This is a genomic window from Kitasatospora sp. NPDC057223 (assembly GCF_042669755.1).
Lineage (GTDB): Bacteria > Actinomycetota > Actinomycetes > Streptomycetales > Streptomycetaceae > Kitasatospora.
In genome coordinates this window covers 24517-43635 of the sequence record NZ_JBHUWW010000044.1, presented here as the reverse complement: position 1 = coordinate 43635, position 19119 = coordinate 24517, and the positions used below count along the sequence as shown (strand labels likewise).

The window sequence follows — 19119 nt, the reverse complement described above, 5'->3', positions numbered from 1 at the left end:
GGGCGCCGGAGGCGCGACGGCGGGCCGGAGGGACAACGCGGAGCGGAGGGCGGGGAGATCGTGACTGTCGCGACCAGGCCGAGCGGCCCGGATGCAGAGAGACCGGACACGGGCACGACGGCGGGCACGGCCGGGAGCACGGCGGACGGTACGGTGGCGGGCGCCAGGAAGGCCGCCGCCACCGCCGTTGCCGCCGCGCGGGCCGCCGCCGTCCTGGAACCCGGGCTGGACCGCCCGGTCGGACTGGTCGGCGCCCGGCTGCGGGCCGCCGCCGCAGCGCTGCTGCTCGTGGTCGGCGCGGGCGGCGGCTGGGCGGTGTTCGGCAGCCTGCCGCACACCCTCACCCTGGCGGCCGTGCTGGCCCACGGCACGGCCCCGGAGACCGTTCGCGCCGACCGGGACGGCACGTTGTCCGCCTACCGGGTGCGCCCCGGCGAGATCGTGACGCAGGGCCAGGTCATCGCCCTGCTCCGGACGCCGGCCGGCGAGGAGGCGGCCGTCCGGGCGCCGCAGGCGGGCATGGTCACGGCGCTGCTCTCGGTGCCCGGCGCCGCGGTCGCCCCAGGGGCCGCCCTCCTCGCACTGGACGCGAGCGGGCAGCCGCAGACCGTGCGGATCTTCGCCACCTCCCTCCAGGACGCCGGACAGCTCGCACCGGGGCGCACCGTGCTGGTGCCGGTGCCCGGTGCGGGTGCGGTCCGGGCCACCATCACCGCCGTGGACGCGCTGCCCGTCCGGGCCGACTCGCTGGACGGCACGTTCACCGTCCCGCTGCCGGGCCTGCCCGGCGGCCCGGCCCCGGTGTGGACGGCGTACGCCCGGATCCCGTCCGCCGCAGGGCCCCTGCCCGGCCCGGTGCCGCTGACGGTCTCCGTCGACCTGGGTGCCCGGCACCCCTACCAGGCCGTGTTCGGATCGGGGGCCGGGCGATGAGCCTCGACGTCCGCGAGACGGCGCCGCCGGCGGCGCCGGGCGGGAAACCGCGCCGCCCCGAGCAGCAGCCGCCGCCGCCCGCCGCGCGCAAGGCGCGCCGCCACCTGCGGACGCCCGTGGTGCCGCAGATGGAGGAGCAGGACTGCGGCGCGGCCTGCCTCGCCGTGGTGCTGGGCGCGTTCGGCCGCCGGGTGACCCTCCAGGAGGCGTCGCGGGCCTGCGGGGTGAGCCGGGACGGCGTCAGCGCGGCCGTGGTGGCCCGGGCGGCCGGGCGCTACGGGCTGACCGCCCGGGGCCGGCGGGCCGTCCGGACGGAGGGGCGGCTGCTCGGCCTGGAGCAGTTGCACGCCCCGTCGATGGTCCTGGTGACCGGCCCGCACTTCGCCGTCTTCGAGGGCGTCAAGCGGGGCCGCGTCCACATCAACGACCCGTCGCTGGGCTCGTACTCGGCGACACCGGCCGAGTTCTGGGACTCGTTCTCCGGGATCGCGGTCGGGTTCGAACCCGGCCCGGACTTCGAGGCCGGCGGCCGGCGGTTCCCGCTGCTGCGTGCCCTGGCCGCGCGGATGCGCCCCTTCGCCGGGCCCCTGCTGCTGGCCGTGCTGCTCGCGGTGACGCTGGCGGTGCCGGGGGTCGCCGCGGCGTTCCTGCTGCGGGCCTACCTCCGCTCCGTGCTGCTCGCCGGGACGGCGGCCTGGGCCGCGCCGCTCACCCTGGCCGCCGCCGCCGTGGCCGGCACCGTCCTGCTCGGCACCTGGCTCCAGCAGACCCTGGTCAACCGGGTGCTGGAGGCGATGGCGGCCCGCGCCTCGGCCGGGTTCCTGTGGCGGCTGCTGCGGCTGCCCGGATCGTTCTTCCACCGCCGCCAACTCGGCGGCCTGGTCACCAGGGTGCAGATGAACGACGGCCTGGCGATGCTGCTGTCGCACCGCCTGGCCGCCTCCGCCGCCTCCGCCGCCGCGGCCGTCGTGCACCTGGCCGCGCTGCTCTGGCTGGAGCCCCGGCTGGCCGCGGTGCCGGTCGTGGTCGCGGTGGCGGACGTCCTGGTGCTGCGCGTCGCCGACCGGCGGCGCGGCGGGCTGGTGCACCGGCTGCACGCCGAGCAGTACAAGCGGGACGGGGTCGCGTTCGCCGGTGTCTCGGCGATCGAGACGCTGAAGGCGGAGGGGGCGGAGGACTCGTTCTTCCGCTCCTGGGCGGGCTGGCAGGCCCGCGCGATGGAGACCGGCCAGCGGGTCACCACGGCGGTCATCGTCCCGCTCTCGCTGCCCGGCGCGCTCAACTCGGCGGCCACCGCCACCGTCGTGGTGGCCGGCACCTCGATGCTGCTCGGCGGATCGCTCTCGGTCGGGACGCTGCTCGCCTTCCTGCTGCTGCTGAACGGATTCCTCTCGCCGATCGGCCAACTGGTCTCGGCCGCGTCGGAGTTCACCATCGCCCGGGCGCAGAACGCGCTGCTGGAGGATGTCGAGAGCACCGAGCCCGACCCCTACCTGAAGCCGGTCCTGGACGCTCCGGACGACGGTGACGCTCCCGGCGACGACCGCGACCGCGACGGCGCAGCCGCCGGACCGGCCGGCCGCCTCAGCGGCGAGCTGGAACTGCGCGACGTCGCCTTCGGCTACGACCCCAACCGGCCGCCCGCCCTGACCGGGATCTCGCTGCACATCCGCCCGGGGGAGTGGGTCGCCGTGATCGGCGGCAGCGGCAGCGGCAAGTCGACGGTGGCCAGGCTCGCGGCCGGGGTGCTGCGCCCGTGGTCCGGCGAGGTGCTGCTGGACGGCCGGCCCCGCGAGGACTGGCACCGCGCCGTCGTCAGCAGCCAGGTCGCCTACGTGGAGCAGCAGTTGAGGCTCTTCGAGGGAACCCTGCGGGAGAACCTGACGCTGTGGGACCCGGCGGCCGACGAGGACGCCCTGCGGCGCGCGCTGCACGACGCCGAGGTCGCCGGACTCGTCGCCCGGCGCGGCGGGTTGGACGGCGGCCGGATCGAGGAGGACGCCCGCAACCTCTCCGGCGGTGAGCGCCAGCGCCTCGAACTGGCCCGCGCGCTCGCCCTCGACCCGGCCCTGCTGGTACTGGACGAGGCCACCTCCGCGCTGGACGCGCACACCGAGGCGGCCGTCAACGAGCACCTGCGGCGCCGGGGCACCAGCTGCCTGGTGCTGGCCCACCGGCTCAGCACCATCCAGGCCGCCGACCGGGTCCTGGTGCTCGCCGGGGGACGGATCGTCCAGCAGGGCACCCCCGCCGAACTCGCCGCCGTCCCGGGCCCGTACCGGACGCTGCTCGCCGAGAAGAGCGCCACACCCGTGCCGGACGGCACGGCGCCCGTCACCGACCGGAGCCAGCAGGAGGAGGAGTCATGACCGCCACGGCCACCGCCGAGGCCAACCGCGCGGCGCTCGCCGCCGCCGTCGGCGCGCTGCACACCGGCCGCGGCGGCCGGCCCGGGCCCCCGGCGGCCCCCGGGCACCCGGCCGAGCGGGCCCACGCCGTGCTGGCCGCCCTGGGCATGCTCCCCGCCGCCGGCCCCGGCGGGGCGGAGCTACCGGCCGCCGTGCGCGATGCCCGCGACCCGCTGACCGTGCTGCTGCGGTCGGCCGGGGTGCGGTACCGGCCGGTGACGCTGCCCACCGGCCCGGACGGGCACGGCGACCCCGCCGGGACGGCCGGGCCGATGGTCGGGTTCGCGGCCGACGACGGCCGGCCGGTCGCCCTGGTGCCGCGCCCGGCGGGCGGCCACCGCCGCCACGATCCGGCGGGCCCGCCCGGCGGCTCCGTCGCGCTGGGGACGAGAGCGCTGCTGCTCTACCTCCCGCTGCCCGCGGGCGACCTCGGACCGGCCGACCTGGCCCGGTTCGTGCTGCGGGTGCCCGGCGCCCGGCGCGACCTCGGCCGGCTGACGGCGGCCGGCCTGGCGGCGGCGCTGCTCGGGCTGATGGTGCCGCTGAGCACCGGCGTGCTGCTGCCGGAGCTGATGGCGGCCGACCGGCACCCGGTGCGCTGGCTGGCGCTGCTGGCCGGTTCGGCGGTGCTGGCGTCCTGGCTGCTGGTGATCGTCCGCAACACCGCCGCCGTCCGGCTGACCGGGCGGGTGCAGAGCGTGCTGGAACCGGCCGTCTGGGACCGTCTGCTCGGTCACGACGCCCGCTTCTTCCGCGACTACACCACGGGTGACCTGGTGCATCGCGCCAACGCGGTCGCCCAGGCCCGGCAGGCGCTGTCCGAGGTGCTGGTCAGCGCGGTGCTGGGGGCGGTGTTCGCCACCTCGGGGCTGACGGTCCTGCTGCTGGTGGACGTCTGGCTCGGCGGGCTGCTGCTGCTCGCCGTGCTGGTGGTGACCGGGCTGCTGCTGTTGCTCGGCCGCCGCCGCCAGCGCCACGAGAGCACGGTGTTCGAGCTGCACGGGCAGCTCAACGGCGTGCTGTACGGGCTGCTGCTCGGCATCGACAAGATCCAGACGGCGGGCCGGGAGATCCAGGCGTTCGCCCGCTGGGCGGTGCCGTTCGCCGCGCAGAAACGCGCCGACGCCGCCGCCCAGCGGGCCGACGCCGCGGCCGGCGCCCTCACCGCGGGGCTGCAACCGCTGCTGCTGGCGGTCCTGCTGGCGGGGGCGACGATCGACGGCGGAACGCCGTCGGGGCACCTGATGGCGGCCGGGGTGGCCGCCGGGCAGGTCGCGGCGGCGCTCGGCCAGGTCACCCACGCCGCCGCCAGTGCGTACGGCATCGCCCCGGTGCTCGACCGGATCCGGCCGATCCTCGCCGAGGTCCGCCCGGCCGAGGGGGCGCAGCAGCTGACCGACCCCGGTGAGCTGCGCGGCGCGGTCGCGCTGGACGCGGTGACGTTCCGCTACCCGGGTACGGCCGCGCCCGCGCTGGACGGGGTGTCGCTGCACGCCGCGCCCGGCGAGCTGGTGGCGGTGGTCGGCCCGTCCGGCGCCGGCAAGTCCACCCTGGTACGCCTGCTGCTCGGGTTCGAACGGCCCGAATCCGGCAGCGTCCGCTACGACGGACAGGACCTGGCGGGGCTGGACGCCCGGCTGGTCCGGCGCCAACTCGGTGTCGTCCTCCAGCACGGCCGGATGCTGCGCGGCTCGCTGCTGGAGAACCTGGCCGGCAGCGACACCGGGGTGACCGAGGACCAGGTCTGGGAGGCCGCCGAACTCGCCGGCATCGCCGACGAACTGCGCCGCCTCCCGCTCGGCCTCGGCACCCGGGTCGGGGAGGACGCCCAGGGCTTCTCCGGCGGCCAGGTGCAGCGCCTGCTGCTGGCGCGCGCCCTCGTCCGCCGGCCCGCCGTCCTGCTGCTGGACGAGGCCACCTCCGCCCTGGACAACGCGACCCAGCTGCGGGTCGCCGAAGCCGTTGCGGGGCTCGACCGCACCCGCCTGGTGATCGCCCACCGGCTCAGCACCATCCGCACCGCCGACCGGATCCACGTGCTCTCCGGCGGCCGTCTGACGGCCTCCGGTCGCTACGACGAACTGCTCGGCCACGACCCGCTGTTCACCCGACTCGCCCGACTCCAGGAGATGTGAGATGCCGCTCGACCTGCAGACCTGGCTCCGCCCCGTCGACGGTGCCTCCACCCCCGCCGCCGACCCGCACGCCGCCGGCCCGGCCACGGGGCTGCTCCCCGGCCCCGCCCGGGGCGACGAGCGGCTGCGCGCCCTGGTGGCGGCCGCCGCCTCGTTCGCGGACCGCGCCGCCGCCCGTCCGGACGGCAGCACGCTCTTCGCCCCCGACCCGGACGAGGACCGCCGCGGGCGCGCCGCCGCGGTGGACACCTGGCTGCGCCGGGCGGCCGGCGAGCACGGCGGCGCGGCCGTCCTGCTGGAGCACCTCGCCGGGACCGGCCGCCCGCTCGGCGACGGCCTGCGCCCCGTCGTCCTCGCCGACCCCGCGAACCTGCCCGACTGGGCCCTCGCGCTGGCCGTGTTCCTGCGGACGCTGCCGGCCGCCCCCGGCCCCGGTACCACCGCTCCCGGCGCGCTCACCGCCGCCTTCGCCGCCGCCGCCGACGAACTGCTGCCGCACGGCGCGGGCGGCATCCTCGGCATCCCGGTGACCGGCCGGGCCCGCGCCGACCTGGCCGGCACCCTGACCGGCCGCCTCGTCGAGGCCTGCAACCTGGCGTTCTGCCACGAACTCCAGGCGGTCACCGGCCGCCCCCGCGCCACCGACTGGGACGCCGCCGGCGGCCTGGACACCTCCCAGGAGGGCTGGCTGGCCCGGCTGGAGCGGCTGCCCGCGCTGGCGTACCTGGTCGGTACGGTCTGCCGGCAGTGGCAGCACGTGCAGACCGAGCTGTTCGCCCGGCTCGCGGCCGACCACGCACTGCTGGTCGAGCAGATGTGGAACGGCGAGGACCCGGGCCCGCTGGACTCGGTGCGCGGCGAGGCCGGCGACCGGCACGCGGGCGGCCGCTCGGTGTCGCTGCTGTACTTCGCGAACGGCCCGGCCGTGGTCTACAAGCCCAAGGACATGCGGCACGCCACCGCCTACCTGGACCTGGCCCGCCGGCTCAACCGGGAGCTGTCGCTGGACCTGCCGGTGCGCACCGTGCTGATCCGCAGCGACCGCGGTGACGACGGCCACGGCGCCTCGCTGGCCGCGCACTGCGAGGACGACTACGGCTGGGAGGAGCTCGTCCCGCACCGGCCCTGCGCCGACGCCGGCGGCTTCGCCCGCTTCTACCGGCGGCTCGGCATGACGATCCGGCTGGTCCAGCTGCTGGAGGGCCGCGACCTGTGGGCCGACAACCTGCTCGCCGACGGTGAGCACCCCGCGCTGATCGACCTGGAGTGCCTGCTCTACCCGCGGGTGCAGACGCCGCCGACGATCAGCGCCGACCAGCACGGCCTGCTGGACGAACTGGAGTCCACCGTGGTGCGGACCGCGATGGCCTTCCAGTCCTGGACCCCGGCCAAGCAGAGCGCCGCCCTGGACATCGGCTGCCTGTCCCGGATCGGCAGCCTGGAGATCACCCCCGGGGTGCCCGCCCTGCCGCTGCCGCCGTACCGGCCCGTCCACCTGGACGAGACCGGCGCCACCGTCACCGCCGACCCCTGGCAGTACGGCGACGAGCTGACCGAGGGCTACCGCGAGATGCACCGCGCACTGCACCGGCTGCGCGCCGAACTCGCCTCCGCCGAAGGCCCGCTGGCACCCTTCCGGGGAATCTGGGTGCGCTACATCTGGCGCCACACCTGGGACGGCTACAAGATCATCCGAGCCTCCACCAGCCCGCTCGCGCTGGACAGCGGCGCCACCCGCGAAACGGTCATCGCCGGTGCCCTCCAGGGCGCCATCACCGCGGTGGCCGGCGATCCCGGCCGCGGCGACCTGCTGGAGGTGGTGCTCGCCGAACTCGACTCCTTCCGCCAGCTCGACATCCCCTTCTTCCGCTCCCTGACCACCTCCTCGTCCGCCTTCACCGCCGACGGCCGGGAGATCCCCGGCCACTTCCGCAGCACCGGCTGGCAACGCCTCCAGCAGCGCGTCGCCGAACTCGACGACTTCGACCTGGACGCCCACCTCGCCGTCCTCACCGGCTGCGTGGACGCCGCCCGGGCCGGCACCGAACAGCCCACCCCCGCCACCGCGAGCACCGCCCGCGCCCGGATCCCCGGCAACGGCGAACTGCTCGACCACGCCGTCCGGATCGGCGACCGGATCCTCGCCGACCGGCGCGGCAACGGCTGGCTCGGCCAGAGCTGGTACCCCGGCACCGGCCTGCGCCAGGTCGAGGTCCTCGGCCTCGACCTGGTCAGCGGCACACCCGGCCTCGCCGTCCTGTTCGCCGAACTCTGGGCCGCCACCGGCGAGCCGCGCTTCCACCGCGCCGCCCACCGCACCCTCACCGCCGCCACCCGGCTGATCGACCCAGCCGCCCCGCGGGCCTTCGCCTTCGCAGCCGACGGCCGGCTCGCCGGCGGCGCGCCCGTCCCCGGCGGCTTCGCCGGGCCCGGCGCGCTGATCCACGCCCTCGCCCGCGCCGGCACCCTGCTCGCCGAACCCGGACTGCTCGCCTCGGCCCAGGCCCTCGTCCCCGGCGCCGTCGCGGTCGCCACCCCGCCCGCCGCCCGCCCCGGCCGCCCGCCCCGCACCCCCGGCCCGGACACCCCGCTCGGCAGCGCCGGCCTGCTGCTCAACCTGCTCAGGCTGCGCCGCGCCACCGGCCCCGGCCACGCCCCCACCGACGACGGCATCCGGGCCCTCGCCGCCGCGGCCCTCGACCACCTCGCGGCCGACCCGGGCACCGACACCGACCCGGGGGCCCGCGACGGCTTCCTCGACCTGGTGCCCTCCGGCACCGACTCGGTCGTGGCCGCCCTCGCCCGCACCGCGGCCGAGGCACCCACCCTGCTCACCGGCCCCGACGCCGTCCGCGAACGGCTGCGCGGACACCGCTTCGCCACCGCCACCCGTGCCGGACGCCTCGCCTGCCTGGACACCGCCGTCGCCCTCGGCGCCGGCACCGTCGACCCGGCCGAACTCGCCGCCCTCACCCCGCCCGTCGGCGCCCGGCAGATCGCCGGCCGGACCACCCGCGACCTGGTCGCGACCGCGGGCGAGGCCCTCACCGCGGCCGAGGCAGGCCTGCTGCACACCGTCCCCGAAGGCCTGGACTCGCTGCTCCCCGGCCCGTTCTACGACGGCCGCGAGGCCGCCGCGCTGCTGGTCGGCGAACTGATCGCGCGCCACGGCGCCACCGGGAGCTGGCACCCCGACCGGGCCGCCGGCGACCGGATCAACCTCGGCGCGCTGGACGGCTCGGCCGCCGTCGGCCTGCTGCTGCTGCGCCTGCTCGACCCCGCCACCGCCCCGCTCGCCACCCTGCGCTGACCGCCGCCCGAGAGACCCCGAGGGACCGCCATGCCCGACACACCCGAGGCCACCGCCGCGATCGGCTTCAAGCACCACTACACCCCGTACGTCGTCGACGGCGAGGCCGTCTACCTGGTCTCCGAGCGCGGCGTCTCGGTGGTCGACGGCAGCCTCGCCCAGGCCCTCGCCCCGCTGCTGGACGGCACCCGCACCGCCGAGCAGATCGGCGAGGCACTGCGCGCCACCGTGCCCGCCGACAAGGTCCGCACCGCCGTCGACCGGCTCCGCGACCGCGGCTACCTGGCCGTCGCCGGCCAGCCGGAGGACCGGGCCGGCGCCGCCTACTTCGAGATGGCCGGCCTCGACGGCGCCGCCGCGAGCACCGCGCTGCGCACCTCCCGGGCCCGGGTCGAGGTGTACGGCGACCTGGACCCGCAGCCCTTCCTCGCCGCCCTGGCCGCGGCCGGAGTGACGGCCGACCCGCAGGCCGAGTTCACCGTCGCCCTCACCGAGGACTACCTGCACCCCGGCCTGGCCGAGCGCGACCGCGCCGCCCGGGAGAGCGGGCGGCCCTGGCTGCTCGCCCGTCCGGTCGGCTCGATCGTCTGGGTCGGCCCGGTGTTCGTCCCCGGCCCGGCCGGGTCCGCCGGGGCGACCGGCTGCTGGGAGTGCCTCTCCCACCGGCTGTCCGCCAACCGCCAGTCGCTCAGCTACCTCCAGCACCGCCTGGGCCAGGACGGCCCGATCTCCACCGCCGGCGCCCACCTCGCACCCTCGCTCGGCACCGGCGCCCAGCTCGCCGCCCTGGAGGCCGCCAAGTGGCTGGCCGGAGTGCGCCCCGCCGAGCCGGTCGTGCTCACCCTGGACACCGTGCTGCTGGAGACCGAACGCCACCGCCTGATCCGCCGCCCGCAGTGCCCGGCCTGCGGCGACGAACAGCTCGTGGCGGAGCGCCAGCTCAGCCCGGTGCGCTTCCGGAGCCGCCCCAAGGCCTACACCGCCGACGGCGGCCACCGCTCCGCCTCCCCGGAGGACATGCTGGAGCAGTACCGCCCCCAACTCTCCCCGGTCACCGGCGTGGTGACCTCGCTGGTGCCGGCCGGCCGCACACCCACCGGCCTGCGGGTGTACGTCTCCGGGCAGAACCTGTCCCGGCGCAGCGGCGACCTGCGCCAGCTCCGCACCGGTCTGCGCTCGGTCAGCTGCGGCAAGGGCCGCACCGACGTCCAGGCCCGGGCCAGCGCGCTCGGCGAGGCGATGGAGCGCTACTCCGGCGTCTTCCAGGGGGACGAGGCCCGCCGCACCGCCGCCTACACCGAACTCGGCGACGCCGCGATCCACCCCGCCACCACCCTGCTCTACAGCGACCGCCAGTTCGACCAGCGGGGCCGTTGGAACGAGCGGCCCTCGATGTTCAACACCGTCCCCGAGCGGTTCCGCGAGGACGACCGGATCGAGTGGTCGCCGGCCTGGTCGCTCACCGAGCAGCGCACCCGCTGGCTGCCCACCATGTCCCTCTACTACGGCTACCGGCACCGCCACGGCTTCTTCGCGGCCGGCGACTCCAACGGCTGCGCCGCCGGCACCTCCTTCGAGGACGCCACCCTCCAGGGCTTCCTGGAACTCGTCGAGCGGGACGCCGTCGCCCTCTGGTGGTACAACCGGGTCCAGCGGCCCGCGATCGACCTGGACGCCTTCGGCGACCCCTACATCGACCAGCTCCGCGACATCTACCGCGGGCTGCACCGCGAGATCTGGGCCCTCGACCTCACCTCGGACTTCGGCATCCCGGTGGTCGGCGCGTTCTCCCGGCGCACCGACAAGCCGGCCGAGGACGTGCTGATCGCCTTCGGCGCCCACCTCGACCCGCACATCGCGCTCACCCGGGCGCTCACCGAGATGAACCAGTTCCTCGGCCCGGTCGCGGGCGACGCCGACGGCCGGGTCACCTACGCGGGCGCCGACCGCGAACAGAAGGAGTGGTGGACCACCGCGACCGTGGCCAACCAGCCCTACCTGCTGCCCGACCCGGCGGCCCGCCCGGCCGGCCCGGACCGCTGGGCGAAGCTGGCCGGCGACGACCTCGCCGACGACCTCGCCCTCGTCCAACGGCTGGTCGAGGAGCGGGGCATGGAGTTCCTGGTGCTCGACCAGACCCGCCCCGACATCGGCCTGCCGGTGGCCAAGGTGATCGTCCCCGGGATGCGGCACTTCTGGGCCCGCTTCGCCCCCGGCCGGCTGTACGACGTGCCGGTCGCCCTCGGCTGGCTGGACGCGCCCACCCCGGAGGAGGAGCTCAACCCGATCCCGATCTTCATCTGACGACGCGCCGGGCCGCCGCCCCACCGGGAGCGGCGGCCCGCCCAGCCCGGAAAGAGGTACCCGATGACCGTGACCGAACAGCTGCCCCCCGGCCTCACCACCGAGGGCGGGGCGCCGCGCACGCTGCTGCGGCTGCGCCCGGAGGTGGAGGTCACCGCGCAGGGCGACGACCTGGAGCTGAGCCACCCCTGGGGCCGCCAGCGCGTGCACGCGCTCGGAGCCGAAACCGTCCAGCGGCTCGCCGCACTCACCCGGACCGCCGTCGACGTTGGCGAACTCGCCGACGGAGGGAGGCTGTTCCACCTGCTGAGCCGGTTCCCCTACCTGGTGACCACGACCCTCGCCGATCCGCTCGGCGAGCCGCTGGCGACCGCCGTGCCGATCGCCCGGGCGGCCGGCCTGCCGGGCCTGGTCCGTCCGCCCGCCGGCGTGGTGCTCTCCCGCTTCGCCTACCTGCGCCGGCTGCCGGAGGAGCACGCCGGGGCGTGCGTGCTGGAGTCCCCGATGGCTCCGTTCCGGCTGACCCTGCACCAGCCCGCGGCGGGCGCCTTCGTCGCCGCGGTGACCGCCAACCGCTCGGTGGCCGAGGCGGCGCTGCTGGCCGGGATCAGCCCGGCTGCCGGGCAGGCACTGGCCGGGCTCCTGTCCGGCGCCGGATTCCTGGACGACGGCGCGCACGGCGAACCGCCGCTCTGGGACTTCCACGACCTGCTGTTCCACGCCCGCAGCCGCCCCGGCCGGCACGACTACCCGAGCGGCGGCGTCTACGCCCACACCGACGTCGCCCAACTGCCCGCGATCCCGGGCACGGGCGCCCGCGAGGACGGCACCGGGATCGACCTGCCCGTCCCCGACTGGGACGAGGTGCTGGCCCGCGACCCCGCCCTCAGCGAGGTGCTGGAGGGCCGCCGCTCCGTCCGCTCGTACGCCGACACCCCGGTCACCCTCGACCAGTTGGGCGAACTGCTCTACCGGGTGGCGAGGGTGCGCCGGATCGTGCCGGGCGACCCGGCCGACCCGCACGGCTACGACATCGTGGACCGCCCCTACCCGGCCGGCGGCGCGACCGGCGAACTGGAGGTCTACCTCTCGGTGGTGCGCTGCGACGGGCTGGTGCCGGGCGTCTACCGCTACGACGCGGCGGCCCACCGGCTGCGCCCGCGCCCGTTCGCCGGGCCGGGCGACGAGGCGGCGTTCCGCGAGCTGATGACGGCGGCCTGGCGGGCGACCGGCTGCGCGGTGGACCCGCAGGTGCTGCTGACGGTCACCTCCCGCTTCGGCCGGCTGTCCTGGAAGTACAGCCAGATCGCGTACGCGCTGACGCTCAAGCACGTCGGCGTGGTCTACCAGACGCTCTACCTGGTGGCGACGGCGATGGGGCTGGCGCCCTGCGGCCTCGGTTCGGGCGACACCGACGCGGCGGCCCGGGCGCTCGGCCTGGACTGGACGGCGGAGTCCTCGGTCGGCGAGTTCCTGATCGGCAGCCGCCCGGCGGACGTGCCGCGCACCGCGCACCGGTTCACCGACATCGTCGCCTCCGCGCGGGAGGCCCGTGGCTGATCCCGGCGGCGCCCGGAACCGGCTGGGCCGCGGAACACCTCAGGGCCCGGACGCGCCGGTGCCCCGCCCTGGTGAGTGGCGGGGCACCCGCGCGTCCGGGCCCGGGGCCGTGGCGCGCCCGAGCGGTCCGGCTCAGAGCCAGCCGCGCTCGCGGGCTATCCGGATGGCGTCGCACCGGTTGCGCCCCCGGGTCTTGGCGATCGCGGCCGAGACGTAGTTGCGCACCGTGCCGGGCGAGAGCGACAGGGCCGCCGCGACCTCGTTGATGGTCGCCCCGTCGGCCACGTGCCCGAGCACGGTCAGCTCGCGCGGGGTGAGCGGCGCCTCGGTCGTCCGCACCACGTCCATCACCAGTCGCGGGTCGTACACCCGTCCGCCCCGGGCGAGTTCGCGGACCGCGGCGATCAGCGCGGCCGGCGGCACGTCCTTCAGCAGCACCCCGGCGACGCCGTCGGCGACCGCCCGCTGGAGGTCGTCGGAGCGCGGTACCGCGATGAGCAGCAGGACGGCGGTGGCCGGTGCGCGGTCGCGGATCAGGGCGGCGGTGGCGGGCCCGCCCGGTCCGGGCAGATCCGGGTCGAGGACGGCGACGGTCGGCCTGGTCCGTGCGGCCTCGGCGGCGGCCTCCTCGGCGGTCGGCGCCTCGGCGACCACGGCGAGGTCCGCCTCCCGGTCGAGCAGCGCGCCGAGCCCCGAACGGAACAGGTGGTGCCCGTCGGCGAGCAGGACACTCACGGTGGCGGTCCCGCCGGTCGGGGCCGGGGCCGAGCGGTACAGCGGTTGGTCCAGGAGGGTGATCATCCGGCTACCTCGGTGGCGTTGAAGTGTCGGGCCGACTCGTGAACGGGCGAAGCGGTGCGGTGGTGCGGCGGTGCGGCGGTTTCGCGGCGAAGCGGGTGGGACGCAGGGGCTCAGCCCCAGCCCCAGGTGTCCTGGTGGGTGGGCTGCGGGGACGGAGAGGCGGCGGCCGGCGCGGGGAGCGGGGTGGGCTGGGCGGCGGTGGCGGGCTCGTCGGCGGCGGCGTCGGCCGTCACGACGACGGCCGTCGGCGCGGAGGCGGCCAGCTGGACGGTGGCGGCGGTACCGGTCAGGACGCTGAAACCCAGGGCGACAATCGTGATGAAACAGACCTTCTGCGTCATGGGGGTGCCCGATCCTCTCGCGTTCGGCTGAACCCCGGGCTGCTTCCGGGGATCGAAGGTGAGCGGCGGCGGGGAGGACGGTCCGTACCGGGCCCCTCAGGGGCTGCTGTCCCGGTTCTCCGGTCCGTCGTTCCTGCCGACACCATGAGAGTGGCCGCCCGCACCGGTCCGTGTCAGTAGCCGGAGCTGGCACCAGAGTGCCGTGACACCCTGAGGCCAGCCCCGGGCACGGCCGGGCGCCTCCCGCCCGGGGCCGCCCGGAGTCGTCCTCAGCCGCTCCGACCTGCCCGGATGCCGGGTCAGGGGCGGCTGGGCAGCTCGTACAGGCCGAGCGCGAGCCGGTAGTCGGCCTCGCAGTGCAGTAGCTGCCAGCCGCTCAGCACGCCCCCCGCGGAGGTCAGTTCGTGCCAGGCGGTGCGCAGCCCGTCCTCCGCGACCAGCAGATTGCCGGCCGACACGAAGACCACCGCGTCCAGCGCCTGCGCCGTCATCCGGATCCGGGCATGGCCGAGCCGGGCCGGCCCCCGGAGCCCGCGCTCCAGGCCGTCCCGGACGGCGGGCGCCACCGGTGCCACCGGGCGCCCGTCCGGCTTGCCGCCGGGCCTCTCCAGGTGGACGCGAATCGCATACACACCTGCCAGCCTGAGGCGCCGACCGCCCGACGGACGGCCCGGAGCGGTGTCATCTCTCTGCCTGGCAGCAAGATGTCGGGGTCCGCCGGAAGCGGTGCGGAGGGTTCCGCAGTCACCCGTCCCGGCAGCCGGCCGGCCCTTCACAGTTCGTCCATCGGACCGCCGTGATTGTCCGTAAGACTGTTCTATGTTCCGTCCCGTGGCGATACGCTGACCGCCTGTCAGGACCGGCCTGCAGCTCGACCGGGTTCGACTCCGGTCACGGGGGAGGGTGTGATGCGTTCCGCACTTCTGGTGACGGGCTGTTGACCGGGTCCCGGCCGTTGGGCCTCGACCCGTTCGGCGAAGCGGTGTACCGGACGATGCTGCTCCACCCCGAGCTGGACACCCAGGGCATCGCCGACCGGCTGGAGGCGCGGGAGCCCGAGGTCCGGGTTGCCCTCGACCACCTCGCCGACCTGGCGCTGACCAGACCCACCGGCGCCGAGGACCGCTGGCGCGCCGTCAACCCCGAACTCGGCCTCGCCACGCTGCTCGCCCGGCAGGAGGCCGAGGCCGCCCGCCGCCAGCAGGAGATCGAACGCAGCCGCGCGGCGATGGCCGGCCTGATCGCCGAGTACGCGAGCGTGCACGCGCCCGCCAACCAGTCGGGCATCGAGCTGATCGCCGACCTGGGCGAGGTCCGCGACCGGCTGGTCCAGCTCGCCTCGGACGCCACCGCCGAAGTCCTCGCCCTCGCCCCCGGCGGCCCGCAGCCCCCGCAGGTCATGGAGGCCAGCCGCTCCCTCGACCAGGAGACCCTGGAACGCGGCGTCCGGATGCGGACCGTCTACCAGGACAGCGTCCGCAACGACCCGGCCACCGTGCAGTACGCCCGCTGGCTGCACGGCCTCGGCGGAGCCGTCCGCACGATGCCCACCCTGCCGCTCCGGATGATCCTGGTCGACAACGCCACCGCCATCGTCCCGATCGACCCGGAGGACCCGCGCAAGGGCGCCGTCCTGCTGCACAGCCCCGGAGTGATCGCCGCCCTGCGCGCCCTCTTCGAACAGCTCTGGGACCAGGCCCGCCCCCTCGGCGAGACCGTCCAGCGCGACCCGCGCGGGCTCACCGCCCAGGAGCGCGAACTCCTGCGCCTGCTCGCCGAGGGCCTCACCGACGAGCGCGCCGGCCAGCGCCTGGGCGTCTCCCTGCGCACCATCCGCCGGATGATGGCCGACCTGATGGTCCGGATGGACGCCCGCAGCCGCTTCCAGGCCGGCATCCAGGTCGCCGCCCTCGGCTGGCTCGGCGAGCCGACCTCCCGCTGACCCGAACCACCCCGTGCCGGGCCGCCCGGGCGGCGCGCTTCTGTACAGAGGGCCCGCAGAACGGGCCTTCGCCGCTATGTGTGCTGAATGCATTCGGGTGGACACCCCGGTATCCGGGCGCCACGGATGGTCTCCTAGGCTCCCGCCATGGCGACGGGAATGACACATCAGAGAGTGCTGCGGGACTGGCTTCTCTCGATACTCGGAGAGCTTGGTGGCAGTGCCTCGACGGCTTCTGCGATCACGCAAATGGGTCGGCGTTACGGAGAGTTCCTCCTCCCCGGGGACCAGGAGGGGACCGAGCGTGACAACGAGCCAAAATGGCACAACAGGACCAGGTACGAGCGGAAGAACATGGAACGAGCGGGACTGCTGGCTCCGGCCAGCGAGTCACGCGGGGTCTGGACGCTCACCGAGATAGGCCGGGAAGAGTACCGGCGTCTCCGTGAGATCGACGCGTCGCTGATGGAACCGGAATCCGCAGGGAGCCAGTCTGCTGCCGGTGCGTCCGTGCAACTGGCCTCCCCCGAGGGTCGGACGTTTCCCGAGCGGGTCGAGACGACGGTCCAGAGGGTCGTCCGGAGTACCACCGTGGCGAACTTCGTCAAGCGCACCCACGACTACAGGTGCCAGGTATGTGGGACACGGCTGGCCACCGCCACCGGGGCCTATGCGGAGGCGGCCCACATACGGGCCATCGGACGCCCGCACAACGGTCCGGACGTTCCGTCGAACGTGCTGTGCCTGTGCCCGAACCACCACGTACTCTTCGATCTCAACATGTTGAGCATCGACGACGACCTGACCATCCGTGATTCGGCCACAGGCACCTCCCTGGGACGGCTTCGCGAGATCGGCGAGCATCCAATCGGCCGAGAGTACCTCGCCTATCACCGGGCCCACCGAGGCTGACGCTTGGGTGGCAACTGTACGCAGACACGACGAAGGCCCTCCGCCTCACAAGGGCGGAGGGCCTTCGGCATGAACCTTCGGTGTGCCCCAGGCAGGATTCGAACCTGCGACACCGGCTTTAGGAGAGCCGTGCTCTATCCCCTGAGCTACTGAGGCGGGGGTCTGATGAAAACCCTGCCAAGCCCGCAGCGGGGTGTCCGTCCGACCGATGACAGACTAGCGGATCGTGCCGCCCGGGATGGCTGGTGTTATCGGCCGGGCAGGTCGGCGAATGGCCCTGGGGCGGCCGGAGCCGGTGGGGAGCACCTTCCTGGCGCACGGCGGCTCGACGCCCCGGCCGGATACGGCGGCCCGGTCGCGGCCCGGCGGGTGCTGCGGCGGCGCTGGTGGCGAGGCCCGGGAGCCGGGCGGGGGGCTCTCCTCCTGGGGGGTCGACCGGCGCGGGCAGGTGCCACGTCCCCGGCGGGGGACCGGCCCCGGACGGCAGGCAGGCACGCCGGGCGGGTGCGGTCCTCGAAGGCCGGCCGTGGGCCGTCGGATCCTCCACCCGGGCCGGGCCATGGCTTTGTGGTCCACGCCACAGGCGTCGGGATGTGAAGTTGTGACGGGCCGTCGGCCAGGAGCGGGCGGCCGCTCAGCGGCGGGGCCAGGGGGCCCGGGAGACCAGGGTCGTCCACTCCCCGTCGGGGCGGCCGGGGACGGTGCGTCCGGCGCCGTCCCAGCGCCGTGCCAGTTCGTCGAAGATCGGTTCGTCCGGCTGGAGAACCGTTTCGTCATCGGTCGGTGCGGGCGGTCGCCACTGCGTCGGTATCACTCTCACGGTCCATCAACGGTCTCCGGGACCGGGAGGTTACCGAAAGGGCGCCCACCGGGGGCGGACGCCGGCGCGCCGCGCGGGTCAGCGGGCGTCGCGGCCGGGGTCGGAGAGGTCGTCGGCCAGCAGGTCCATCAGGAGGTTGTCGTGCCAACTTCCGTCCGGACCGCGCTCGTACTGCCGCATCACACCGACCGGCCGGAAGCCGGCCTTGGTGTAGGAACGGATGGCCGCCGTGTTGTCGACGGCCGGATCGATCACCACGCGGTGGTGCCCCTGCTCGGTGACGAGGTACCGGGCCAGCGTGCGGACGGCGTCGGTGCCGATGCCCCGGCCGTGCACCGCCGGGTCGAGGAAGATGTCGATGTTCGCGTGGCGGTAGTCCGGCTCGGTCTCGGCGGCCCACTGGATCGCCCCGGCCACCCGGCCCCGGTACACGATCGCCAGCGTGCGGGTGTCCGGGTCGGCCAGGTCCTCGGCGACCTCGGCGCTCAGGTCGGGCCCGCCGCGCCACCAGCGCCGGACTTCGGGTGTCTCCCGGACGGCGACGAGCGCGGGGATGTCGGCGGCGGTCGCCGGGCGGAGTGTCACCAGGATGCCGTGCAGTGCGGTCTGCATGCGCGGGAGCGTAGCCCGGTCGCCGCCGGGCCGCCCGCGCCGACACCCGCCGGCGGGGCTCAGCCCAGGCGGTGCAGGCGGCGGGGGGCGGCGGCCGGCCCGGTCCGGAGGTCGTGCAGCAGGGTCTCGGACTGCCGGACGGCGCCGAGCACGGCCGGATCGAGGTCGACGACGACGAGCTCGCGCCCGTCCTCGCCGGCCTCGGCGAGCAGCCGGCCGTCCGGGGCCCAGACGGCGCTGGCGCCGCAGGTGTGCCAGCCGCCGGTCCGCCCGATGTGGTTGGCCAGCAGCGTGTAGACGGTGTTGTCGAGCGCCCGGGCGGGGAACCACGTCCGCGATTCGTGGTGGCCGTGGCCGACGCTGAACAGCGCGCCCACCAGGTAGGCGTGGCAGCCGTCCAGCGCGGCCGCGCGGGCGTGTTCCGGGAAGCCGGAGTCGTAGCAGACGCCCAGTCCGAGCCGCCAGCCGTCCAGCTCGATCGTGCAGCCGGAGGTGCCCGGGAGGTAGACCGCCTGCTCGGTCTTGAAGAGGTACTGCTTGTCGTACCGGGTGCTGAGCCGCCCGTCGGGGCCGAACACGAGCGCGGAGACGCGCAGCGCGCCCGCCTCGTCCTGGACGGCGGCTCCCACCACGGCGGCCGTGGCGCTCTCGCGGCAGGCCTGCGCGATCGGCGCGAGCCGCGGGTCCCCGGGCTGGACGGCGTGGCGCGCGGGGTCGGCCTGGATGAGGGCGGGTTCGTAGCCGGAGAGGAACTTCTCGGCGAAGACGACCAGCCGGGCCCCGGCTGCGGCCGCCTCGCGGATCAGGGCGGCGGCGGTCGCGGCGTTGGCGGGGACGTCCCCGGCGGTCACCTCGGCCTGGGCGGCGGCGATCCGCAGCGGCCGGGCGGGCAGACGGTCACCGGGCGAGGGAGCTGCGGGCAGGCCGTCGGTGGCGAGGCGGTCGGTTGAGGGGTGGTCGGCGGAGGGGTGGTCGGTGGAGAGACGGTCGGTGGGGGCGGCGAGTCGGTCCGCCGAGCCGGTCGGGAGCATGTGCGACACG

Annotated in this window: 14 protein-coding genes and 1 tRNA gene; 8 read left to right on the top strand and 7 right to left on the bottom strand. The window is 75.8% G+C overall.

Going from position 1 to position 19119, the window contains the following annotated elements:
- Positions 1–153 precede the first annotated feature (153 nt).
- The 6 genes from ACFUK0_RS17895 to ACFUK0_RS17870 all read left to right on the top strand — a co-directional run bounded on the left by ACFUK0_RS17895 (position 154) and on the right by ACFUK0_RS17870 (position 12650).
- Positions 154–933, top strand: coding sequence for a hypothetical protein (locus ACFUK0_RS17895; RefSeq protein ID WP_380251145.1), 780 nt, complete (start codon positions 154–156; stop codon positions 931–933).
- Entirely contained in the window at positions 930–3302 is a 2373-nt protein-coding gene (locus tag ACFUK0_RS17890) for an ATP-binding cassette domain-containing protein (protein ID WP_380251143.1), read from the top strand. The genes ACFUK0_RS17895 and ACFUK0_RS17890 overlap by 4 nt, the downstream gene beginning before the upstream one ends.
- Complete coding sequence (locus tag ACFUK0_RS17885) at positions 3299–5476, top strand: ATP-binding cassette domain-containing protein (protein WP_380251141.1); 2178 nt, start codon at positions 3299–3301, stop codon at positions 5474–5476. The genes ACFUK0_RS17890 and ACFUK0_RS17885 overlap by 4 nt, the downstream gene beginning before the upstream one ends.
- 1 nt (position 5477) lies before the next feature.
- Complete coding sequence (locus ACFUK0_RS17880) at positions 5478–8786, top strand: DUF4135 domain-containing protein (RefSeq protein ID WP_380251139.1); 3309 nt, start codon at positions 5478–5480, stop codon at positions 8784–8786.
- Between the two features lie 30 nt (positions 8787–8816).
- Complete coding sequence (locus ACFUK0_RS17875) at positions 8817–11090, top strand: TOMM precursor leader peptide-binding protein (RefSeq protein ID WP_380251137.1); 2274 nt, start codon at positions 8817–8819, stop codon at positions 11088–11090.
- A gap of 63 nt (positions 11091–11153) precedes the next feature.
- Complete coding sequence (locus ACFUK0_RS17870; RefSeq protein WP_380251135.1) at positions 11154–12650, top strand: SagB family peptide dehydrogenase; 1497 nt, start codon at positions 11154–11156, stop codon at positions 12648–12650.
- Between the two features lie 132 nt (positions 12651–12782).
- Here ACFUK0_RS17870 and ACFUK0_RS17865 read toward each other — a convergent pair whose 3' ends face one another.
- The 3 genes from ACFUK0_RS17865 to ACFUK0_RS17855 form a co-directional block, all read right to left on the bottom strand.
- The gene (locus ACFUK0_RS17865) at positions 12783–13451 is read right to left on the bottom strand and encodes a response regulator (RefSeq protein WP_380251133.1); all 669 of its coding nucleotides are present in this window, start codon (positions 13449–13451) and stop codon (positions 12783–12785) included.
- Positions 13452–13561: 110 nt separating this feature from the next.
- Positions 13562–13792, bottom strand: coding sequence for a hypothetical protein (locus ACFUK0_RS17860; RefSeq protein ID WP_380251131.1), 231 nt, complete (start codon positions 13790–13792; stop codon positions 13562–13564).
- A gap of 299 nt (positions 13793–14091) precedes the next feature.
- A complete protein-coding gene (locus ACFUK0_RS17855) occupies positions 14092–14424 on the bottom strand; it encodes a hypothetical protein (RefSeq protein ID WP_380251129.1) in 333 nt (110 codons plus the stop codon).
- Between the two features lie 305 nt (positions 14425–14729).
- On the opposite strand from ACFUK0_RS17855, the gene ACFUK0_RS17850 reads away from it, so the two are divergent.
- Together ACFUK0_RS17850 and ACFUK0_RS17845 are read left to right on the top strand one after the other, a co-directional pair.
- The gene (locus ACFUK0_RS17850) at positions 14730–15734 is read left to right on the top strand and encodes a LuxR C-terminal-related transcriptional regulator (protein ID WP_380251127.1); all 1005 of its coding nucleotides are present in this window, start codon (positions 14730–14732) and stop codon (positions 15732–15734) included.
- A gap of 147 nt (positions 15735–15881) precedes the next feature.
- Positions 15882–16646 carry an HNH endonuclease gene (locus tag ACFUK0_RS17845; protein ID WP_380251125.1) on the top strand — a complete coding sequence of 255 codons (765 nt, stop codon included), beginning with the start codon at positions 15882–15884 and terminating at the stop codon, positions 16644–16646.
- A gap of 83 nt (positions 16647–16729) precedes the next feature.
- Here ACFUK0_RS17845 and ACFUK0_RS17840 read toward each other — a convergent pair.
- The 4 genes from ACFUK0_RS17840 to ACFUK0_RS17825 form a co-directional block, all read right to left on the bottom strand.
- Positions 16730–16802, bottom strand: a tRNA-Arg gene (locus tag ACFUK0_RS17840).
- 478 nt (positions 16803–17280) lie between these two features.
- Positions 17281–17466, bottom strand: coding sequence for a hypothetical protein (locus tag ACFUK0_RS17835; protein ID WP_380251123.1), 186 nt, complete (start codon positions 17464–17466; stop codon positions 17281–17283).
- Between the two features lie 78 nt (positions 17467–17544).
- Positions 17545–18078 carry a GNAT family N-acetyltransferase gene (locus ACFUK0_RS17830; protein ID WP_380251121.1) on the bottom strand — a complete coding sequence of 178 codons (534 nt, stop codon included), beginning with the start codon at positions 18076–18078 and terminating at the stop codon, positions 17545–17547.
- 59 nt (positions 18079–18137) lie between these two features.
- On the bottom strand, positions 18138–19109 hold the full coding sequence (locus ACFUK0_RS17825) for a carbon-nitrogen hydrolase family protein (RefSeq protein ID WP_380251119.1): 972 nt from the start codon (positions 19107–19109) through the stop codon (positions 18138–18140).
- Positions 19110–19119: the final 10 nt, after the last annotated feature.